We start from the raw sequence: 18189 nt of genomic DNA, 5'->3' as shown, positions 1-18189 counted from the left end.
GCATTTGCCCACGCGAGATACTGGAAATTTATCGGCGCACTTCACACGTCAACCCCGACTACTCGGAGAGGGGGTAGCAAAAACGACCGATTTAGCCCCCAACGAGCCAAGGCGTGGGTCTTTTTCCCGTCTCAGTGGAGAGCTGCCCGCAGGCAGATCTCCTCTCCGTCGCTGAGTCCCGCCGGGCGGGGGGTCCTCCTGGACTCCTCCGTCCGCAAAGCTGCGATGAGCGTGTCGCGCAGCGGGCGGCGGTTCAGGCCCTGGGCGAGAGCCCGGGAGGAGTCGACAATGTTCACGTATCGCCAGCCCTCCCATGGCACCCACAGCGGCAGCGACGCAGGGCCGGCCCACGGGCTGATACCGCACTCGTCGAGCGTCGCGTTGTCGACCACACGCGGCCGGGCGGTCGAGCTGGTGATGTCGATACTGGCGTCGACGACGTCCCGAAGGACGTGCGGGGTGCCGGCCGCGTTGAAAACCCCGGTAATCCGTTGCTCGGCGCACCGCAGGATCCAGGCGGCGAGATCCTCCACGTCGATCAGGGCCACAGGGAAAGAGTCGTCGGGGACGATCACGTCGGGACCCGTCGGATGGGCGAAGCGCCACGGGTAGTAGCCGGAGCGGCCAGACTCGTCGCCGGCACCGCCGATCAGCCCTGGCCGGATGACCGTCACGGGATTCGGGACGTCCAGGTAGGTGAGCTCACACCGGCGTTTGGCCGCCGGGTACTGGTCCATCGCTGTCATGAGGTCAGCTTCCAGCGGAGCCACCACGGCTGCGTCCTCGTCCTGGTCGGGTACCTCAAACGAAACGTAGACGCTGGTCGTTGAGACAAAGATGCGGTGCGAGGCGGTGAGCCGGCTCGTGGCATCCCGGGCGTGCCGGGGATGGCTGGTCAGATCGACGACGGCGTCCCACGCCCTGCCGGTGACGGACGCCAGGGCTTTCGGGTGGTCGCGGTCAGCCTGGATGAACTCCACTCCTGCGGGCGCCGGAGCCGAGCCACGGGCCAGGCACGTGACGGTGTGGTCGGCGTTAAGTGCGGCGAGGGCGAGGCCCCGGCCCAAGAACCCGGTGCCGCCGAGAATGAGGATGTCCATGGCCTCATTTTGAGTGGGTGGAGTGCCGAAGCAAAGCAGATTCGTTGATAGCGGGAAGAGTCGATCCCTCAAAAGGCGAGACGCAAAGACCTCCCTGAGTGGAGGCGGGGTCATGATGACGGGGAAGTCGAGCTAGCCGGGCAGCGACAGACGAGAAGAACCGGACGCTTATCGCGGCGAGTCACAGACCAATCCGCGGCCGTGCTGCTCATGTAGCGAAATCGACCGGTTGAGCTACAGGGCCGCGTTCGCCGCCTCGACACGTCCTTGGAGGCGACGAACGCCGTCTCGAATCATCGCGCCATATCCCTCCTCGGGCAGTCGTGCGACAGATTGCTGCGCCCGTACAACCTGATCTTCGGCGTCTTGGACGCGCCCAGCGCGCAGGTAATCATCACCGAGGTTGAGGTGCAAGCTCGGAGCGAACCCCGCTGTCGAGGGAACTCCGATGGCTGCGAGGTCACCGTCTTGGAGGTGTGTGAACTCTGTCAGGGCTTGCTCGTCCCAGCGAGTCTCGCTCTGAAGATTCTCCTGCTGGTCGGCCAGGTAGTGCGCCAACACGCACCGGTGGGCATGGTCTTCTTCGACCGTCTCATCCCAGCACTTTTCAAGAGCCGCCTTAGCGGCTTCGCTCTGACCGTTAACCGCTTGACCGACTGCTTCGAGGACTGGTTTCCAACTCATGCCCCCAACGCTATGTCCCGTGACGGGTCTGTTGGAGGCTTTCATTCCACGGAAGGATGAGAGTCATGGGGGCACCGAGGAAGTACCCGGACGAGTTGCGAGAGCGCGCCACCCGGATGGCGGTGGAGGCCCGGCGGGACCCGGCGACGAAGGCCGGGGCGCTGGCGCGGATCGGTCAGCAGCTGGGGATCAACCCGGAAACGCTGCGGAACTGGGTGAGACAGGCCGAGGTCGATGAGGGATATCGACCAGGAACCACCACTGATGACGCCCAGCGGCTGGCCGAGCTCGAGAGAGAAGTTCGGGAACTCCGCAGGGCTAACGCCATCCTGCGGTCGGCCTCGGCTTTCTTCGCGGCGGAGCTCGACCGCCCACACAACAGGTAGTGGCCTACATCGACGCCCACAAGGGCGAGTACGGGGTCGAGCCGATCTGCAAGGTTCTGCAGGTCGCCCCGGGCACCTATTACGCAGCCAAGACCCGCCCGCCCTCAGCGCGATCGGTCAGCGACGCGGCCACGACCGCGGTCATCACCAAGGTGCACGCGGAGAACTACGGGGTGTACGGGATCACCAAGGTCCACGCCGCGCTGCGCCGGAACGGCCACCGGGTGGCCCGGTGCACGGTTCACCGGCTCATGAGGGCGGCGGGTCTGCGCGGGATCATTCGCGCCAAGGGCCCGCGCACCACGGTGGCCGGCACCGGACCGGAGACCCGCCCGGACCTGGTGGAACGATCTTTCACCGCCGCTGCCCCGGACCGGCTGTGGGTCGCCGACATCACGTATTGCAGAACGTTCGCCGGCTGGGTCTACGCCGCCTTCGTCATCGATGTGTTCTCCCGGCGGGTGGTGGGGTGGCAGCTGTCGACCTCGTTGCGCACGGACCTGGCTCTGGACGCTCTCGAGATGGGGTTGTGGACCCGCTCCCACGACGGCCATGACACCAGCGGTGTGGTCCATCACAGCGACAAAGGCGTTCAGTATGTCGCCGTGCGCTACACCCAGCGCCTGGCCGAGGCGGGGGCGGTGGCCTCGGTGGGATCCACCGGCGATTCGTACGACAATGCCCTCGCTGAGGCGTTCAACTCGCTGTTCAAGGCCGAACTGATCCGCAACAAGGGCCCCTGGAAGTCGATCGACGACCTGGAGATCGGGGTGGCCGAGTACGTCGACTGGTTCAATCACCGGCGCCTGCACGGAGAGATCGGGCTCGTGCCCCCGATCGAGTTCGAAGACGCCTACTATCGTCACCACACCGCCCCGGCGACCGCCGGAGCGGCACTACCAAGCCTCCACTGAACCCGTCACGGGACAGTCTTGACCGGTGCCTAGTTGTCCCATGGCAGCGGAGGCGATGGTCGCGCTCTTGCCGGAGGGCGAGCTCAGCGAGGTGACCGTGCGCTCAGCGGACGGAGCGGCCGGCGTAGCTGGCTTTGGGGCAGAAGCGACGGCGGTCCTCGGGCCAGCCTGCGCGGCTGGTTCCCGGGCGGGAACCGCCACCGGGGCAGGCTCGGTGACAGGCTCCGGGACCGTCTGGACGACTGGTTCTTGAATAGCTGCTTCTTGGACAACTGGCTTCGCGGCGAGTGTGTTGGCCGGTGCGTTGGCCGAAACGGGCGTGGCGGCCGGCGCCGGAACGGCCCCACCGGGTGCCACAACGGCCGGAACATCGAGCTTCTGCTCGGTCTTCTTATGCTCGGCCTTCTTCTGCTCGGTCTTCTGGTCGGTCTGCTTCTCGGCTGTGGTCACGTGGGCGACCGGCTCCAGGGACGGGGTGGGCGCTGCGGTGGGGGTGGCGGCAGCGACGGCCGACAGCGGAGCCTCAGCGGAGGCATCCGGGGCCGGGGTGGCCTGCACCGAGACGGTGGTGGCCAGGGCCAGCCCGGAGAAGGCGGCGACGGCGGCCACGGTGCGGGCCTTGCCGGTGAGGAGGGAGGTGATGCCGTTGGGGGAGGTCAGGTCACGAGTCATGAGGAGTTGTGCAGGCTTTCTGGCGGGCCGGGCGGATCTGCCGGAACGGTGCGGTGACAGCACGGAGCACCCCGCTCGGGGGCGCAAGATGTCGCGGGGTCCGGCAGAGCGGGCCCCGGATCAGGAGCACCGCGCACGGCGGAGAAGTGGAGGAACGGTGTGGTGTCTGCAGGGGAGGAAAAACTCACTCGCGAGGCAGGAATTCCCTGGATCAGCAGCTGCAACAACCGGGGCCCTCCGCAGCGACTCAGGCCGTTGCGGAGGGCGCACCGGGTCAGCGGTAGGTGTAGTACCCGTCCACCGGCATGGCGTTGACGGAGTGGACGAAGGTGCCCTGGGCGGGGTTCAGGGCGGAGATCATTTTGCCCCCGCCGATGTAGATGCCGATGTGGGCCCCGCCGTTCTGGGAGACGAGGTCTCCGGGCTGCGGGTTGGTCGTGGGGGTGGCCGCGGCGATCTGCTGGAAGCTGGTGCGGGGGATCTCGATGCCGTTCTGGGCGTAGGCCCACTTCGTGAATCCGGAGCAGTCCCAGGCGCCGAAGGCGGTCCCGCCCCAGACGTAGCCGGTGCCGGCGCCCTGCATCGCGGTGCCCACAATCCCGGACGCGCCGGTGATCTCGGTGATCTCCGTCGACTGGGTGGACACCGTCGCGGTCGAAGCGCTCTGCTCAGGAGCCGCCGAGGCCTGGGGGGAGACGGCCTGGGGGGCAACGACGGCCCGGGGGGCTGTCGAAGAGTAGGCCGCCAGAGCGGACGCGGGGGCCGAGTAGGCAGTGGCGGTGTCCGTCGGGACCTCGGCGTAGGCCTGAGCCGGGGCGATGGAGCCGATCACTGCCGCACCTGCGGCAGCCGCGACCGTGGTGGTACGCACCAGGGGCGAGGTGGTCTCGGCGCGGTGGCGGGCAGTACGGCGCTTAAAAATGGTCATGGGGTGTGTTCCTCCCTTTGCCTACGAGGTGAGCTGTCGGATGCGGGTGGGAGACACCCGGCCGCCCCGGACGCATGCGTTCCGGGTGACTTAACCCCTAGGTCCCGGACCCCAGGACCGAAAATGGTTCCCCCGCTTCTGCCAAGCGATTTCTCTTCAGGAACCCCGAGCACCGGCAGAATTCGGCGATGTGCACGAGGGCGCCGACCGGATCAATCAGCGGCACGCAGTGGACACTAGCCCACTCATAACGAAAGTGTCACGTTTAGATCACGGCCCGGATTCTTTCTTCGGCCGGGTCTGAAAGCTTGGGCTGCCGACTCTGAAAAGGCCCGGCCCAGAAGCCGTGGGTTCGTCGCTCCTGTGGCTCCGCATCACGACTGGCGTCGCATCCAATGCCGTTTGACTAGGGGAAATGGCGTCAGTGCACGGCCCTGCATGGACACCACCCCCCAGGGCGAGGGGGTTTGGGGTCGTGGGCGGCCTTCAGTATCACGAGGGGTGGCACGGAGAAGACTTTGAGGATTCCTTGAGCTTTCCTTCAGATTGAGAAGTTTCGGGGATGCCGTTCTGGGCCGCGCAGCGCGATTTCTTCATGAAAACTCCATAATTGCCCGGATCCCCGGCGGAGAAGGCCGCCCGAGTAGCGCTGTGCGCCACTGTGGCCTGGATCTTCATCAAATCTTCAAGAATTTGGGGCGCGCCACACGGAAAAGGCAGTTTACTGTCGATGGTATGGCGGGCTGGTTCCGGCTGGTTCGTCTCCTCGAGGAAGCCGACGAAGGAGCAAGTCATGACCCATCACGTGAGTGCGATGCTGGAGGCCTACCCGAAGGACCTCGGCGGGGTGGACAAGGGGAAGCTGGCCGCCTGTATCCAGGCCTGTTTCCAGTGCGCCCAGACCTGTACCGCCTGCGCGGATGCCTGCCTGTCCGAGGACATGGTCGCCGAGCTGACCAAGTGCATCCGCACCAACCTCGACTGCGCGGACCTGTGCGAGGCCACCGGACGTGTGCTCTCGCGGCACACCGGCTACGACGCGAACATCACCTTGGATGCGATCAAGGCCTGCCAGATGGCCTGCAAGGCGTGTGCAGATGAGTGCGAGCAGCACGCGTCCATGCACGAGCACTGCCGGATTTGTGCCGAGGCCTGCCGGCGGTGCGAGGCCGCCTGCGCCGAACTGGTCGCCTCCCTGGGCTGAGTCTCGCCTCCCACAGACCCATCACCCGGGCGGCGGGGGCGGTGAGGACACCCGTGGCCACCGGGATCGGCGTCACGGGCCGGATCTCCTCTGCGGAGGGGGCCACCGCCATGACGCACCCGCCGCCTGGGTGATGGCCCCCTGCCGGGGGTTCCGTGGAGAGCGGCTTCCGCGGGAACTTGGCCTTTTCTACAGGCTCAGACGCTGACCGGCGGATACCCGTGACGGGTCTCCGTCGGTGAAAGAGGATCCTGATGGGCTGATCGGGCCCGCCCGGAGGCGGGTTTCCTCTTCCCCCGCTCCCTGTTCAGTACAGCTCTACCCGCGCGGCTTGGGCGCACGTCGGGCACGGGCGGATTGCCGAGGCCGGCACATCGGGGTCGAGCTTCTTCATCGTGGAAAAGAGACATCATCATGCGTTCCACCCAGTTCCTTGGCCGCCGCACTACGGCCGCCGCCTCCACCGTTGTTCTTGCGACCGCCCTGCTGGGCGGGGCCACCGCTCCGGCCCTGGCCCACGGGCCGGGGAGTACCCCGGTCGCGTCCCCCGCCCAGGACCCGTCCACGGTGGAGATGCTCCAGCCGGATCCGACCTCCCCGACCGCCTACGACTTCGGTGAGACCCTGGCCGGGCTGGAGGGCGAGCAGCTGGAAATCACCTTCCTGGCCGAAATCATTCCGCATCACCAGGCCGCGATCGAGATGTCCGAACTGGAGCTCGAGCGCGGGGTCAGCCCGGACATCCGCACGCACGCGGAGAACATCATCGCCAACCAGCAGCACCAGATCGAGCAGTTCACCCGGTGGTTGGAGGAGTGGTACGGGCTGACTCCCGAGGAGGCCATGGCCCAAGCCCCCGAGGAAGCCCAGGAAGAGATGAAGGTCCTGGAGGAGGAAACCCAGACGATGATCGAGGAACTCTCGGCCGTGGAGGCCGGTGAGGACTTCGATGTCGCCTTCGTGCAGAAGATGATTCCGCACCACCAGGCCGGGATCATCGAGCTCCTGGAGCCGCAGTCCCGGGCCCCGCACGCCCAGCTGCGGGTGGCAGCCGCCGCGGGGATCACCACCCAGCAGGCCCAGGTCGCCGATTTCCGCACCTGGCTCGCCGGCCGCGGCTAAGAACCGGGCCAGCACCGAGGCGCTGGCCTCACGGAGGACTGAGCTCATGGCCCACCGGTTGCCACCGGCCACGGGCGGGGGCCTCATCCAGATGGATGAGGCCCCCGCCCGTGGCCGGTGATGCCCCGACTCGTGCGCCCCGGGCGCACAGTGGAGGCCTGATCGAGGCGAACCCGCAGATATCAGCCCTGGATCTGCTGCAGCAGACGCTCCATTTCCTGGATCTCCGCTTCCTGGTCCTCAATCACCTTCTGAGCCATCTCGATGGCCTGCGGATTCTGACCCTCGGCGACTTCCTCCTGGGCCATGTCGATGGCCCCGCGGTGGTGGGCGGTCATCATGGTCAGGTACATCTCGGCGGCCTCGGTGCCCTCGGCGGCCTCCAACTCCTGCATCTGCTCCTCGGTCATCATGCCCTCCATGCCTGCACCGGAATCGGAGCCGTGGTCCATGCCCTCCATACCACCGGACTCCATCGAGGTGGGCTCCCCCCAGGTCTCGAGCATGGTCTTGAGCTGGTCGATCTCCGGGCCTTGGGCGGCGACGATCTTGTTGGCCAACGCCTCGATGTCCGGGTCGAGATCGTCCTTGGCGAGCATCACCTCGCTCATCTGAACGGCCTGCTCGTGGTGGGGAATCATCATCTGGGCGAACATCGTGTCCGCGTCGTTGTGCTCCTCCGTGACCGCCTGGGCGGACGTGGAAGGAGTGGCCGTGGCGGTGTCCGTGCTCCCGGTACCGGCCGCCGCGGATGTGGTGGTCTCCGGTGCCTCACCGGCGGTCTCTTCGCCGCTGGTGCCGCAGCCGGCCAGGGCCAGGGCAGAGGCCAGGGCCAGAGTGGTCAGGGTGGTCGAACGCTTCATGGGTTCAGTCCTTTGCTTTGTGGAGGGGTGGGAAATCGGTGGGTCAGTGGGTGGGGGCCGTCGCGGGCCGCTTCGATAGGGCGGCAGCCCGGTCCTCGGCATCGGTGGCCGCCAGGTGCGCTGGGTCCAGGTCCAGGCGGCGCAGCAGCTGGGCGTTGAGGGCGACGACAATGGTGGAGACCGACATCAGCACCGCCCCGACGGCCGGGGACAGCACGATCCCGGCCGGGGCGAGGACGCCGGCGGCCAGGGGCACGGCGATGATGTTGTAGCCGGTGGCCCACACCAGGTTCTGGATCATCTTGGTGTAGCTGGCGCGGGAGAGGTCGATCATCGACAGCACGGCGCGGGGGTCGTTGCCGGCCAGGACCACCCCGGCGGACTCCATGGCCACGTCGGTGCCGGCGCCGATGGCGATGCCGACCTCGGCGCGGGCCAGGGCCGGGGCGTCGTTGACGCCGTCGCCGACCATCGCCACGGTCAGCCCGCGGGACTGCAGTTCGGTGACCTTGCTGTCCTTGTCCTGCGGGAGGACCTCGGCGAAGACCTCGTCGATGCCCAGGTCGGCGCCCACGGCGTCGGCGACCTGGCGGGCGTCGCCGGTGATCATGGCGACCTTCACCCCGCGGTCCTGCAAGGCTCGGACGGCCGCGCGGGACTCGGGGCGCACCTGGTCCTCCAGGGCCAGGGCACCGATGACGGTGCCCTCGCGCAGCACGTGCAGGACCCCGGCCCCGCGGTCGGTCCACTCCCGGGTGGCAGCGGCGATCATGGCGGGGGTGGACAGGCCCAGTTCGCGCAGCATGTTCGGTCCGCCCACCATCACCTCGGCGCCATCCACGCTCGCGCGCACTCCACGGCCAGTGGCCGATTGGAAGTCGGTGCCGCGCAGGCCCAGGCGAGTGGCTTCGGGGTGGGCGGTGGCCGCCTGCACGATGGCTCGAGCCACCGGATGCTCGCTGTCGGCCTCCGCAGCGGCCGCGAAGGCCAGCAGCTCTCCCTCAGAGGTTCCGGGCACAGCGGCAGCGCCGGTGACCGCGTGGGCGCCCTCGGTGAGGGTGCCGGTCTTGTCGAACAGGACCACGTCGATGGTGCGCATCCGCTCCAGCGCCATCCGGTTCTTGATCAGCACCCCGGTCTTCGCGGCGCGTTCGGTGGAGAGGGCGATGACCAGCGGGATGGCCAGCCCCAGGGCGTGCGGGCAGGCGATCACCAGGACCGTCACGGTGCGCACCACCGCATCATCGGGCTGACCCAGCAGAGTCCAGGCGATGGCGGTCAGCAGCCCGGCGACCAAGGCGAACCAGAACAACCAGGCCGCCGCCCGATCGGCCAGGGCCTGGGCTCGGGACGAGGAGGCCTGGGCGTCGGCGACCATGCGCTGGATCCCGGCCAGGGCCGTGTCGGACCCGACCGCTTCCACGCGCACCCGCACCGTGTTGTCGGTGGCCACGGTGCCGGCCACGACCGCCTCGCCCACCGTGCGAGAGACGGCCTTCGACTCCCCGGTGATCATGGACTCGTCGAACTCGGCCGACCCGCCGATGATCGTCCCATCAGCGGGCACCCGGGCCCCGGAGCGCACCAGGACCACATCGCCCACGGCCAGCTGATGAATCGCAACGGTGACGGTCTCACCGTCGAGGACCTTCTCGGCCTCATCGGGCAGCAAGGCGGCCAGGGCGTCCAGGGCGGAGGAGGCCGCGCCCAGGGCGCGCATCTCCATCCAGTGGCCCAGCAGCATGATCACCACCAGCAGGGCCAGCTCCCACCAGAAGTCCAGGTCAAAGCCGCCGATCCCCAGGGTCGTCACCCAGGAGGCGAGGAAGGCCACCGTGATGGCCATGGCAATGAGCAGCATCATCCCGGGCTGGCGGGACTTCAGCTCGGTGAGCCCACCTTTGAGGAACGGCATCCCACCATAGAAGAAAATGATCGTGCCCAGCACGGGCGGGATCCAGGCAGAGCCGGGGAATTGGGGTATGTGGTAGCCCAGCAGGTGCCCGACCATGGGGCTGAAAATCACCACGGGGACCGCCAGTACGAGACTGAGCCAGAACTTGTTCTTGAACATCGCCGTGGAATGCCCGGCGTGCTCCCCGTGGGCGTGGACCACGTGATCCTCATCGAAGCCCGAGTGGGGGTGATCGGCGGGCATGGCCTGCCCGTGGGTGTCGGCGTCGGCGTGGCGCCCGTGGCTGTGGTGGTCCAGGGGCTGCTCCGGGCCGTGGCCGGGGTGCTCGTGGCCCGGGACGGCGGGGCGGGGATGGTCGTGGTGGTGCGGGGTGCTCATGATGTGCTCCTTCCGCGCAGGCCCTGCAGAGGGGCCGAAATAGTCATGGGGCTCGTCAGGCGCTGACGAGGGTGTAGCCGGCGGCCTCCACGGCCGCGCGAACCGCTTCCACGGACAGCGCCCGATCGGCGGTGACGGTGACCGTGGAGATCCCCCCGGCCACCAGGTCGATGTGCACCTCGCTCACCCCGTCCACGGTGGTGAGCTCCTCGGTGACGCTGCTGGCGCAGTGGCCGCAGGTCATCCCCTCCACCTGGTAGGTCGCGGTTGATCCGGCCGAAGTCGTCCCAGCCGCAGGGACGGTGTGGTTGGTCGCCGGGGTCGGGGCGCAGCAGGCGCATCCGGTGGAGGCCATCGGCAACGGGGAGCGGGTCGAGTTCGTCATCTCAAGCTCTTTCGATCGGTTCGGGTGGTGAGGGTCGGGAACGGTCTCATCACCCCCAGGTATATACCCCCTAGGGGTATGGTGCAAGGGGGTGGGGTCATGCGGTGGCCCTGGCTTCACGGGTGCGGTGCCGGGTGGGACGGGGGAGCTCCATGGTGAAGACCGATCCGGCCCCGGACCCGGAGGAGGTGACGCTCAGCGTGCCGCCGTGGGCTTCGACCAGGGCCCGGGAGATGGTCAGCCCGATCCCGGAGCCGCCGTGATCGCGGTCCCGGGCGGTGTCTCCGCGCCAAAAACGCTCGAAGACCTGGGGCAGATGTTCGGCGGTGATCCCGTCGCCGGTGTCGGCCACGCTCAGGGCGAGCCGGTGCGGGCCGTGAGCGGTGGCACCCACGGTGACCGTGCCACCGGGTGGGGTGTGGCGCAGGGCGTTGGTGAGCAGGTTGCCCAGCACCTGACCGATCCGCTGCCGGTCCACCTCCACGACCCTGCCGACGTCGCCGGCGTCGAGCACCAGGTGCACGCCCTTGGCGGCGTAGGCCTCCCGGTGGGCCTCGACCGCGGTGCGCAGCAGCTCCTCGACAGGGTGTGGAGAGCAGTCCAGCTCGATCCGGCCCTCCTCGGCCCGGGAGACGTCGTGGATGTCCTCGACCAGCCGGGTCAGGCGCGCTAGCTGGTCGGTCATCAGCGCCCCGGTGGCCTCGTCCCAGTGCGTCACCCCGTCCTGGAGAGCTTCGCAGTAGACGGAGAGCACCGAGATCGGGGTGCGCATCTCGTGCGCCAGGTCCGAGAGCATCCGCCGGCGGGTGTCCTCGGTGCGCTGCAGCCGGGTGGCCATGGTGTTGAACGAGGTGGCCACCGCGTCCACCTCGGCTCCGGCGCCCAGGGCGGGGACCCGGGTGTCGTAGCGCCCGCGGGCCATGCCCTGGGCGGCGGCGGTGAGGGCGCCCAGGGGCCGTTGGAGGCGGCGGGTGAAGAACCAGGTCACCGCCGCCGCGCACACCGCGGCGGTACCCAGGGCTGCGCCCAGGATGATCAGGTTGGTGTCGCGGTAGGCCTGCTCGACATGGAACAGTTCCGGGGAGTTCTCCGCGTGCCCGGCCATGATCAGGTGCTCATGGAAGATCGGCGGGCCGACCAAAGAGGCCACGACCACAGCGGCGAGGATGCTGGCGGCCACCACGATGACCTGGGCCAGGAAGAACCGGGAAGCCAACCCTCGATTGCGCCGCTGGCCCCTCACCGGGTCACCATCCGGTAGCCGACCCCGCGCACGGTGTCGATGAAGGTGGCCTTGTCCTCGCCGAGTTTCCGGCGCAGGTGACCGATGTGCACATCCACGATCCGTTCATCACCCACCCAGGCCGGACCCCACACGGTGTCGATGAGCTGTCTGCGGGTGAGGGCCTGGTGCGGGCGGGCGGTGAGGGCGGCCAGCAGTTCGAACTCGGTGCGGGTCAAGGCCACCGGCTCACCGTCTATCCGCGCTTGGTGGGCGGTGAGGTCGATGCTCAACGCCCCGAACACCCGGGCCGGCTCCACCGCGGTCACGGTGGTGCGCGGACGGCGCAGCACCGCAGCCACCCGGGCGACGAGCTCGCGCACGCTGAAGGGCTTGGTGATGTAGTCATCGGCCCCGGCGGCCAGTCCGGCCAACTTGTCGTCTTCGTCCCCGCGGGCGGTGAGCATCAGCACATAGCACTCGGAAAAACCCCGGATCCTGCGGCACACCTCGATCCCGTCCAGCCCGGGTAATCCCAGGTCCAACACCACCACGTCCGGAGCCTGAGCGCGGGCGGCCTCCACCGCCTCCGGCCCGGTGTGGGCGGTGGCCACGTCATAGCCGGCGCGGGTGAGATAAGTGGCGATCATCTGGGCCAGTGGCTTCTCGTCGTCGACCACCAGCACCCGTCCGGCCACCGCATCGATGCCAGGATTCATGCCTTCAGTGTCCCTCTCGACCCGGCACGCACCGGCGCTGATGGCTGGTCCCAGCGGGAATCTTCGCCAAACCTTCAAGGAAAACGCCGCAGGCCCCCTTCCCGGGCGATCGACAATGGGGGGGTGGTCCTCGCGAGGTAACGCGAGGCGGAAAGGACCCATGAACCTCCTCACCCGCAGAAGCCTGGTCCTCGGCGGCCTCGGCCTCCTCGGTACCGGCGCCCTGGCAGCCTGTGCGTCCCCGGCGCAGACCCCGGCACCGGCCGAAGCGAGCAGCCCCGGGACGGCGATCACCCACGTGCACGCCATCACCCGCGACACGGTGACCGGAGGCGGGGCCGGGGCAGGGACGATCCTGCTGGCCACCCATGAGGGCCTGTTCCACCTGCAGGATGGGGAACTGACCCAGATGGGTCCGGTCGTGGACCTGATGGGCTTCACCGTCACCCCCGAGGGCCGTTATCTGGCCTCGGGCCACCCCGGGCCCGGCACCGACCTGCCCGAGCCGGTCGGGTTGATCGAATCCACCGATCAGGGCCAGACCTGGCAGGTGCTCTCCCGGGGCGGAGAATCGGACTTCCACGCCCTGGCCGCCGGCCCGACCGGGGTGCTCGGCTTCGACGGCCAACTGCGCGCCAGCTCCAACGGCCGCACCTGGGACATTCTCGAGATCCCCTCCGCCCCGGCAGCCCTGGCAATCAACCCGGACACAGGTATCATCCTGGCCACCACCCAGGACGGGGTCCTGCGCTCCACCGACAACGGCGCCACCTGGAACACCCTGGACACCCCGCAGCTGATATCCCTGATCGCCTGGGCCGACGAGAATACCATCGTCGGGGCGGGAATCGATGGACACCTGCTGACCAGCACAGACGCCGGGGACACCTGGACCGCCAGCGACCAGCCGGTCGGGGAGATCACCGCCCTGGGCGCAAGCATCACCGCGGACGGTGAGATCGAGGTTCTAATGGTGGCCGACAGCACCGTTCTGCGGAGCACCGACGGCGGGAACACCACCGAACAGCTGCTCTGACCCGGTTCGCACCCACCAGCTCGTGGGCGGGTGTCCCTGCCCTGTCCTCGTCCCAAGCGGTCGCACAGCACACCCGTTGATGTGCGCGCCCAGAGCAGGGCGGCAAGGACTATCCCTCAACCGTTGGTCGGTGCAGAGCAAGAGACCCCTGCACAGAAGAGGGGCCTCTTGAAGGATGCCAGGGGCAGGCTACGCGCACTCGTCGTAGTGGTCCTCATGCTCCGCATGCCGGTGACCGTCGTGGAGATAGTCCACATGATCACCGTGCTCCACGGTCTCGTGCCCACAATTCTCACCGTGGGTATGCTCCGCCTTGGTGTGCTCGGCCTGCTTGTCATGACCAGCCATGATGATCCCCCTTGGTCGAACGAGCCCAGAACAGGCCTGTTGTTCCAGTGGAGCACCGGCATCAGCCTCTGGCAATGCTTCTACGGGACCACCAAGGCGAAAATCGACCCGCCCCAAATGCACGGCTCTGTGCAGGCCTCCCATACCTTCAGTTGGGCGATCAATCGCACTTCCAGCACTGACCTAGCAACTGTTGATGGACCCGTGGACACCGATTGCATCAGTGCTCGGCGCGCCCTTTACGTATGGCCGGTTATCGGCCCCGAGGCGGGAGCCTTTGAAGGGGACGTGCACCCCGATCCCAGCCCCTTGGTAACCCTTGTCGATTAGGGTCGGCAAACCCTTGGCGGCGACCTGGTACAGGGCGCCCAAGCAGTGGGCCCGGGCTGCGGTGATGTCGTGGGTGGAGCCGGGTTCTACCGGGGAGGTCCACAGCGGGAAGCCGGTGGGGTCGGCGATGACTGGGACACTATTGCCGAATCTCTTGTGCTTGCCCAAGTACTAGGCGTGATTACCGGCCTCCGTCCATTCGGCGACCCGATTGGTGGGAATCAACGTGCCCCCTCAATCGTCACGTAGGGCAGATGATCGTCCTGTGTCTTGGCCAGAGCCTCGTGCAGCTCGGCAGCCTGGGCGGCCGCCTTCACCCAGCAGGATGTCACCAACCACGACCGCGCCGGCGCGTGTAAACGCCCATGAAAAACCCCGCGCCCACCTGGTCAGCGGTGACGCGGGGGGCCCGCTCCCGGACCCGTACGCCCGGTAGTGGGAGTCTCAGTTCCCGTCGGCGGGGGACGGTGTGGCGGATCCCGTGGGGGATGCCATGGCCGCATCCGTTGCACGGTCAATGGGCTGCTTCGACTCCGTCGCCCGCTCGGAAGACCGAGGCGCCTCCCCGTACTCGCGGGCCACCTCGTCCCACCCCTGGCTCCACTCCCGCATGTAGGAGTAGTCATTGACGCCCACCGGCGTACCCGACACGAACAAGCACGGCTGGCCCTCGGGGGCTGCGGCGCACACCGTGTCCGCGCTGACCTCGGACGGCCGCGCGGCGTCGTCGCCCGTATAGTCCGGAGAGGTGGGCGCACCCGAGGAACGAGCCCCACCCGGCCGTTCGTTGGACCCCGGCGTCGTGGTCACGGGGTGCCGCGGGTCCGCGACGTCGCGCTGGCTGTCCTGCGGGTACCAGTAGTCGGCAGCGGGCATCGAGATCCCGTAAACCCCGCTGGTCGCGGTGACCGAGGTGCGCTGAGGAGCCGTGCCCCGCACGTTCACGAGCGCCCCGCCCTGGTTGGCGTGCGCGTCCAGCCGGTTCTTCACGCTGACCCCGTCCAGGAGCACCTGACCCGTGGTGGCGTGGGCGTCGAACACAGCGGCCTCCACGTCCGTGGCGCTGATGGACCCCAGATCGGTCCTCGCCCGCACGTCCCGGTACGTGCCGTTCACGTGCACCGCTCCCGTGCCGCTCTTGAGGTCGAGCGAGGTGCGCGGGCCGTCCTGAGGAACGGTGATGCTGACGCTTTGCACGCCGGAACCCCATTGAGAGGGCCGGCCGGGCATATCCAGCTGCAGCACGCCGTCGCGAACGGAAGGGATGACGCCGCGCTCGGACAAGGACCATCCGGAGTCGTGCCACTGCACTTGGACACGATCAACGGTCGGGCTCGTGTTCACGCTGACCATGCCCGAGGGGGTGTCGATCCGGATCCGTTCCACGTCCGACGACGCCGTCCACGAACCGTCCCGCTCCTGCGTCATGGCCACCGCGGTGGCGGTTCCGGCCCCGCCGAGCAGCAGGGCGAGGGCACCCACACCGCCCACCACGGCGGTCGCGGTGTTCCAGGCGCGGCGCTCACCGCGCCCCACGGGACGGTCGTTCCGAGGATCAGGCAGGTCCCGGGGGCCGGCTGCGTTGTGAGGATCGGGCGTGGGATGCGAGGGATTCTGATTGCTCATGAGATGTCCTAAAGAGAGTGGTCCGAATAGCCCAGGTACTTGAGAACGGCCAGAACCCTGCGGTTGCCGGTCTCGGAGGTGACGCCCAGCTTGGCGAAGATCGAGCCGATGTGTTTCTCCACGGCCGATTCGGTGAGGTAGAGGTTCGTGGCAATGGATGCGTTGGACAGTCCCTGCGCCATGAGCGCCAGGACCTCACGTTCGCGCGGTGACAGCAGTTCCATGTCCTCCCGGCGCCGCGAGCGCACCAGGATCTGGGTGAGCACCTCCGGGTCCAGCACGGTCCCGCCCGAGCCCACGGTCTGCACGGATTCCAGGAACTGGTCCACGTCCGCCACGCGGTCCTTGAGCAGGTAGCCCAGCCCCTCCCGGCGGGACGCGATGAGCTCGGACGCGTAGCGCTCCTCCACGTACTGGGACAGCACCAGCACGGCCACGCCGGGGTGGCTCGAGCGGATGAGCACCGCGGCGCGGATCCCCTCGTCGGTGAAGGTGGGTGGCAGTCGTACGTCCACAAGCGCGAAGTCCGGCCGGTGTTCCTCCACGGCCCGCACGAGTCCCTCGGCGGTATCCGTCTCGGCCACGATCTCGTGCCCCGCATCCGTGAGCAGGCGGACCAGTCCGGCGCGCAGCAGCACGGCGTCCTCGGCAATCACGATGCGCATCTCAGTTCCCCCGTCCGTGCTGCCCGGCGGACGACGACGCCGCTCCGCCCGTTCCCGCCCCCGCCGCACCGTGCGCGGTCGGACCGGTTCCGGTCGCGGCGTGGACCCCGTCGGCGTGGCCGGGGTGAGGGGTGTATGCGGTGCCGGACGCGCGCGAGGCGCTGTGCGTCGTCGTCGGAGGGACACCCGTGAGGGGCAGCTCCACGATGACCTCGGTGGGCCCACCTGCGGGCGAGTTCACGAAGAACCTGCCCCCGGCCGAGCGGATCCGGTCCTGGATCCCGGAGAGCCCGCCCCCGGGGACCACACGGGCGCCGCCGCGGCCGAAGTCGCGCACACCGGCGACCACGATGTTCGTGCCCGGTGCGGCGCCGTCCTGGATGGACACTGCGACGTCCGCAGAGCGCGCCCCCGAGTACTTGATCGCGTTGCTGAGGCTCTCGGAGACCGCGAAGTAGATGGCCGCCTCCGTGCGCGGCTGCAACCGGGGGACGTTCACGGAGACGTCCACGGGGAAGGGTGCCTGGGCGGCGACGGCGGACAGAGCGGCGTCGAGCCCCCGATCCTCCAGCACGGCGGGGTGGAACCCGCGGGCGAGCCGGCGCAGCTCGGTGATCGCGGCCTTGGTGGTGCCGTGCGCCTCCGCCACGAGCTCCTTGGCCGCGGCGGGATCCGTGTCGATGCGTGAACCGGCCATCGAGAGGTTCATGGCGACCGAGACCAACTGGGGCTGGACGCCGTCGTGCAGATCGCGTTCGATGCGCGAGCGCTCGGTCTCCGCACCGCGTACCGCGGACTCCTTGGCGGCGGTCTCGTACTCGGCGAGGCGCTGCAGCTCGTCCGCTTCACGGCGCAGACGCGCGGCCTCGCTCAGCCGCAACAGCCCCGCGGACAGACCGCGGTGAGCCAAGGTGAGCAGCACCGCGAGCATGATGCTCAGCAGCACGCCTGCGACACCCAGCATCGGGGGCGTCCAGCGCGGGGTGTTCTGCAGCGCGGGCCACAGCACCGAGGATTCGGGGGCGAACCACGGCGCGAAGGTCAGCACGAGGGCCGCGCTACCCACCACGAAGGGCAACAGCATGAGCCAGCCCAGCGCGCACGTGAGCGCCACGTGGAGCATGCCGAGCCACAGGGACCCGTCGCTCGCGTCCAGCCACCACTGGTGCGGGACCCGCACCCAGTCGGTATGCGGGCTGCGGCGGCGCTGGGGGTCCCGGATGTCCAGGCCGAACGACGAAGCCGAACGCCTGCGTTCCAGCCACACCGCCCCCATCATCACGTACACGGTCGCGGCGAGGATCAACACGCCCAGGCCCAGCGCCGGAACGGTTGCGGCTCCCACCGCGAGGAACGTGAGGATCACGACGAGCAGCACGGTGTTGAGCACCGAGTCCACCACGAGGTCCAGGGTCCCGAAGAACAGGGTCTTGAGGGAGAAGGTCCGCCACTCGCGGGGAGCGATGTGCGGCCCTTCCGGTGCCGGGCGTGCCACGGAGGCGGCCCGCGGGGGTTCCGGGTGCCCGGGAGGCGGCAGGGTCCGGGTGGTCTCAGCGTCTGCGGGTGAGGAACCGGCCGAGGGCATCGGCCGGGTGCGTTCGATGTCCGAGGAGATGGGCTCTGTGGCGTCCCACGGTGGCGTGGGATTCGAGGCTGTGGTGCTCATGGCCTCCACGCTACGGACACCCCCGT

At 68.5% G+C, this 18189-nt stretch carries 19 protein-coding genes, 1 riboswitch and 1 other annotated feature; of the genes, 4 read left to right on the top strand and 15 right to left on the bottom strand.

Annotation, left to right across the window (positions count from 1 at the left end):
* Positions 1-131 precede the first annotated feature (131 nt).
* Positions 132-1100, bottom strand: a complete 969-nt coding sequence (locus IE157_RS12265) for an NAD-dependent epimerase/dehydratase family protein (protein ID WP_193520105.1) — start codon at positions 1098-1100, stop codon at positions 132-134.
* A gap of 234 nt (positions 1101-1334) precedes the next feature.
* Positions 1335-1784 (bottom strand): hypothetical protein, encoded by a 450-nt coding sequence (locus IE157_RS12260; RefSeq protein ID WP_193520104.1) that lies wholly within the window; start codon positions 1782-1784, stop codon positions 1335-1337.
* Positions 1785-1849: 65 nt separating this feature from the next.
* Between IE157_RS12260 and IE157_RS12255 the strand changes: the two genes are divergently transcribed.
* Positions 1850-3084, top strand: a protein-coding gene (locus IE157_RS12255) for an IS3 family transposase (RefSeq protein ID WP_239320871.1) whose coding sequence is annotated in 2 segments (ribosomal slippage) — positions 1850-2129 and positions 2129-3084 — 1236 coding nt in all. Because the reading frame shifts where the segments join, the coding sequence is not laid out codon by codon here.
* Positions 2128-2241, top strand: a sequence feature (AL1L pseudoknot). (Overlaps the previous gene by 114 nt.)
* On the opposite strand, the gene IE157_RS12250 is transcribed toward IE157_RS12255, so the two are convergent.
* From IE157_RS12250 to IE157_RS12240, 3 genes are all read right to left on the bottom strand, one after another.
* On the bottom strand, positions 3067-3756 hold the full coding sequence (locus IE157_RS12250) for a hypothetical protein (RefSeq protein ID WP_144999381.1): 690 nt from the start codon (positions 3754-3756) through the stop codon (positions 3067-3069). The two genes, IE157_RS12255 and IE157_RS12250, sit on opposite strands and share 18 nt — an antisense overlap.
* Positions 3757-4030: 274 nt before the next feature.
* Positions 4031-4684, bottom strand: coding sequence for a C40 family peptidase (locus tag IE157_RS12245; protein ID WP_035959043.1), 654 nt, complete (start codon positions 4682-4684; stop codon positions 4031-4033).
* A gap of 6 nt (positions 4685-4690) precedes the next feature.
* A riboswitch (cyclic di-AMP (ydaO/yuaA leader) is annotated at positions 4691-4882 on the bottom strand.
* Positions 4883-5176: 294 nt separating this feature from the next.
* The gene (locus IE157_RS12240; RefSeq protein ID WP_193520103.1) at positions 5177-5479 is read right to left on the bottom strand and encodes a hypothetical protein; all 303 of its coding nucleotides are present in this window, start codon (positions 5477-5479) and stop codon (positions 5177-5179) included.
* On the opposite strand from IE157_RS12240, the gene IE157_RS12235 reads away from it, so the two are divergent.
* Together IE157_RS12235 and IE157_RS12230 are read left to right on the top strand one after the other, a co-directional pair.
* A complete protein-coding gene (locus IE157_RS12235; protein ID WP_085108564.1) occupies positions 5478-5888 on the top strand; it encodes a four-helix bundle copper-binding protein in 411 nt (136 codons plus the stop codon). The two genes, IE157_RS12240 and IE157_RS12235, sit on opposite strands and share 2 nt — an antisense overlap.
* Positions 5889-6302: 414 nt before the next feature.
* Positions 6303-7010 (top strand): DUF305 domain-containing protein, encoded by a 708-nt coding sequence (locus IE157_RS12230; RefSeq protein WP_035959050.1) that lies wholly within the window; start codon positions 6303-6305, stop codon positions 7008-7010.
* Between the two features lie 182 nt (positions 7011-7192).
* On the opposite strand, the gene IE157_RS12225 is transcribed toward IE157_RS12230, so the two are convergent.
* The 5 genes from IE157_RS12225 to IE157_RS12205 form a co-directional block, all read right to left on the bottom strand.
* Entirely contained in the window at positions 7193-7873 is a 681-nt protein-coding gene (locus tag IE157_RS12225; RefSeq protein ID WP_035959054.1) for a DUF305 domain-containing protein, read from the bottom strand.
* Between the two features lie 43 nt (positions 7874-7916).
* Entirely contained in the window at positions 7917-9947 is a 2031-nt protein-coding gene (locus IE157_RS12220) for a copper-translocating P-type ATPase (RefSeq protein WP_206051980.1), read from the bottom strand.
* A gap of 274 nt (positions 9948-10221) precedes the next feature.
* The gene (locus IE157_RS12215) at positions 10222-10521 is read right to left on the bottom strand and encodes a heavy-metal-associated domain-containing protein (RefSeq protein ID WP_257745093.1); all 300 of its coding nucleotides are present in this window, start codon (positions 10519-10521) and stop codon (positions 10222-10224) included.
* A gap of 127 nt (positions 10522-10648) precedes the next feature.
* On the bottom strand, positions 10649-11794 hold the full coding sequence (locus tag IE157_RS12210; protein ID WP_085108570.1) for a sensor histidine kinase: 1146 nt from the start codon (positions 11792-11794) through the stop codon (positions 10649-10651).
* On the bottom strand, positions 11791-12492 hold the full coding sequence (locus IE157_RS12205) for a response regulator transcription factor (RefSeq protein WP_085108572.1): 702 nt from the start codon (positions 12490-12492) through the stop codon (positions 11791-11793). The genes IE157_RS12210 and IE157_RS12205 overlap by 4 nt, the downstream gene beginning before the upstream one ends.
* A gap of 160 nt (positions 12493-12652) precedes the next feature.
* On the opposite strand from IE157_RS12205, the gene IE157_RS12200 reads away from it, so the two are divergent.
* The gene (locus IE157_RS12200; RefSeq protein ID WP_085108574.1) at positions 12653-13528 is read left to right on the top strand and encodes a F510_1955 family glycosylhydrolase; all 876 of its coding nucleotides are present in this window, start codon (positions 12653-12655) and stop codon (positions 13526-13528) included.
* A 189-nt stretch (positions 13529-13717) separates the two neighbouring features.
* Here IE157_RS12200 and IE157_RS13145 read toward each other — a convergent pair whose 3' ends face one another.
* From IE157_RS13145 to IE157_RS12175, 5 genes are all read right to left on the bottom strand, one after another.
* Complete coding sequence (locus IE157_RS13145) at positions 13718-13876, bottom strand: zinc transporter permease (protein ID WP_075872999.1); 159 nt, start codon at positions 13874-13876, stop codon at positions 13718-13720.
* Positions 13877-14059: 183 nt separating this feature from the next.
* Entirely contained in the window at positions 14060-14374 is a 315-nt protein-coding gene (locus tag IE157_RS12190; RefSeq protein ID WP_193520102.1) for a transposase family protein, read from the bottom strand.
* Positions 14375-14650: 276 nt separating this feature from the next.
* Positions 14651-15832, bottom strand: coding sequence for a DUF4097 family beta strand repeat-containing protein (locus IE157_RS12185; RefSeq protein ID WP_318281476.1), 1182 nt, complete (start codon positions 15830-15832; stop codon positions 14651-14653).
* A gap of 8 nt (positions 15833-15840) precedes the next feature.
* Positions 15841-16497: a response regulator transcription factor gene (locus IE157_RS12180; protein ID WP_098055273.1), complete on the bottom strand. Its 657-nt coding sequence runs from the start codon at positions 16495-16497 to the stop codon at positions 15841-15843.
* A gap of 1 nt (position 16498) precedes the next feature.
* On the bottom strand, positions 16499-18163 hold the full coding sequence (locus IE157_RS12175; protein WP_318281475.1) for a sensor histidine kinase: 1665 nt from the start codon (positions 18161-18163) through the stop codon (positions 16499-16501).
* Positions 18164-18189 lie beyond the last annotated feature (26 nt).

The organism is Kocuria marina, assembly GCA_014652975.1.
GTDB lineage: Bacteria > Actinomycetota > Actinomycetes > Actinomycetales > Micrococcaceae > Kocuria > Kocuria marina.
Note: the sequence above shows the minus strand (reverse complement) of the source record. Positions and strands in the feature narration are given on the sequence as shown.

What these genes read in the sequence shown, in the direction of transcription:
- IE157_RS12185 (WP_318281476.1), bottom strand. Translation starts at nt 15,832, where the DNA reads ATGAGCAATCAGAATCCCTCGCATCCCACGCCCGATCCTCACAACGCA.
- IE157_RS13145 (WP_075872999.1), bottom strand. Translation starts at nt 13,876, where the DNA reads ATGGCTGGTCATGACAAGCAGGCCGAGCACACCAAGGCGGAGCATACC.
- IE157_RS12215 (WP_257745093.1), bottom strand. Translation starts at nt 10,521, where the DNA reads ATGGCCTCCACCGGATGCGCCTGCTGCGCCCCGACCCCGGCGACCAAC.
- IE157_RS12220 (WP_206051980.1), bottom strand. Translation starts at nt 9,947, where the DNA reads ATGTTCAAGAACAAGTTCTGGCTCAGTCTCGTACTGGCGGTCCCCGTG.
- IE157_RS12245 (WP_035959043.1), bottom strand. Translation starts at nt 4,684, where the DNA reads ATGACCATTTTTAAGCGCCGTACTGCCCGCCACCGCGCCGAGACCACC.
- IE157_RS12240 (WP_193520103.1), bottom strand. Translation starts at nt 5,479, where the DNA reads ATGACTTGCTCCTTCGTCGGCTTCCTCGAGGAGACGAACCAGCCGGAA.
- IE157_RS12265 (WP_193520105.1), bottom strand. Translation starts at nt 1,100, where the DNA reads ATGGACATCCTCATTCTCGGCGGCACCGGGTTCTTGGGCCGGGGCCTC.
- IE157_RS12180 (WP_098055273.1), bottom strand. Translation starts at nt 16,497, where the DNA reads ATGCGCATCGTGATTGCCGAGGACGCCGTGCTGCTGCGCGCCGGACTG.
- IE157_RS12205 (WP_085108572.1), bottom strand. Translation starts at nt 12,492, where the DNA reads ATGAATCCTGGCATCGATGCGGTGGCCGGACGGGTGCTGGTGGTCGAC.
- IE157_RS12250 (WP_144999381.1), bottom strand. Translation starts at nt 3,756, where the DNA reads ATGACTCGTGACCTGACCTCCCCCAACGGCATCACCTCCCTCCTCACC.
- IE157_RS12235 (WP_085108564.1), top strand. Translation starts at nt 5,478, where the DNA reads ATGACCCATCACGTGAGTGCGATGCTGGAGGCCTACCCGAAGGACCTC.
- IE157_RS12260 (WP_193520104.1), bottom strand. Translation starts at nt 1,784, where the DNA reads ATGAGTTGGAAACCAGTCCTCGAAGCAGTCGGTCAAGCGGTTAACGGT.
- IE157_RS12225 (WP_035959054.1), bottom strand. Translation starts at nt 7,873, where the DNA reads ATGAAGCGTTCGACCACCCTGACCACTCTGGCCCTGGCCTCTGCCCTG.
- IE157_RS12200 (WP_085108574.1), top strand. Translation starts at nt 12,653, where the DNA reads ATGAACCTCCTCACCCGCAGAAGCCTGGTCCTCGGCGGCCTCGGCCTC.
- IE157_RS12175 (WP_318281475.1), bottom strand. Translation starts at nt 18,163, where the DNA reads ATGAGCACCACAGCCTCGAATCCCACGCCACCGTGGGACGCCACAGAG.
- IE157_RS12230 (WP_035959050.1), top strand. Translation starts at nt 6,303, where the DNA reads ATGCGTTCCACCCAGTTCCTTGGCCGCCGCACTACGGCCGCCGCCTCC.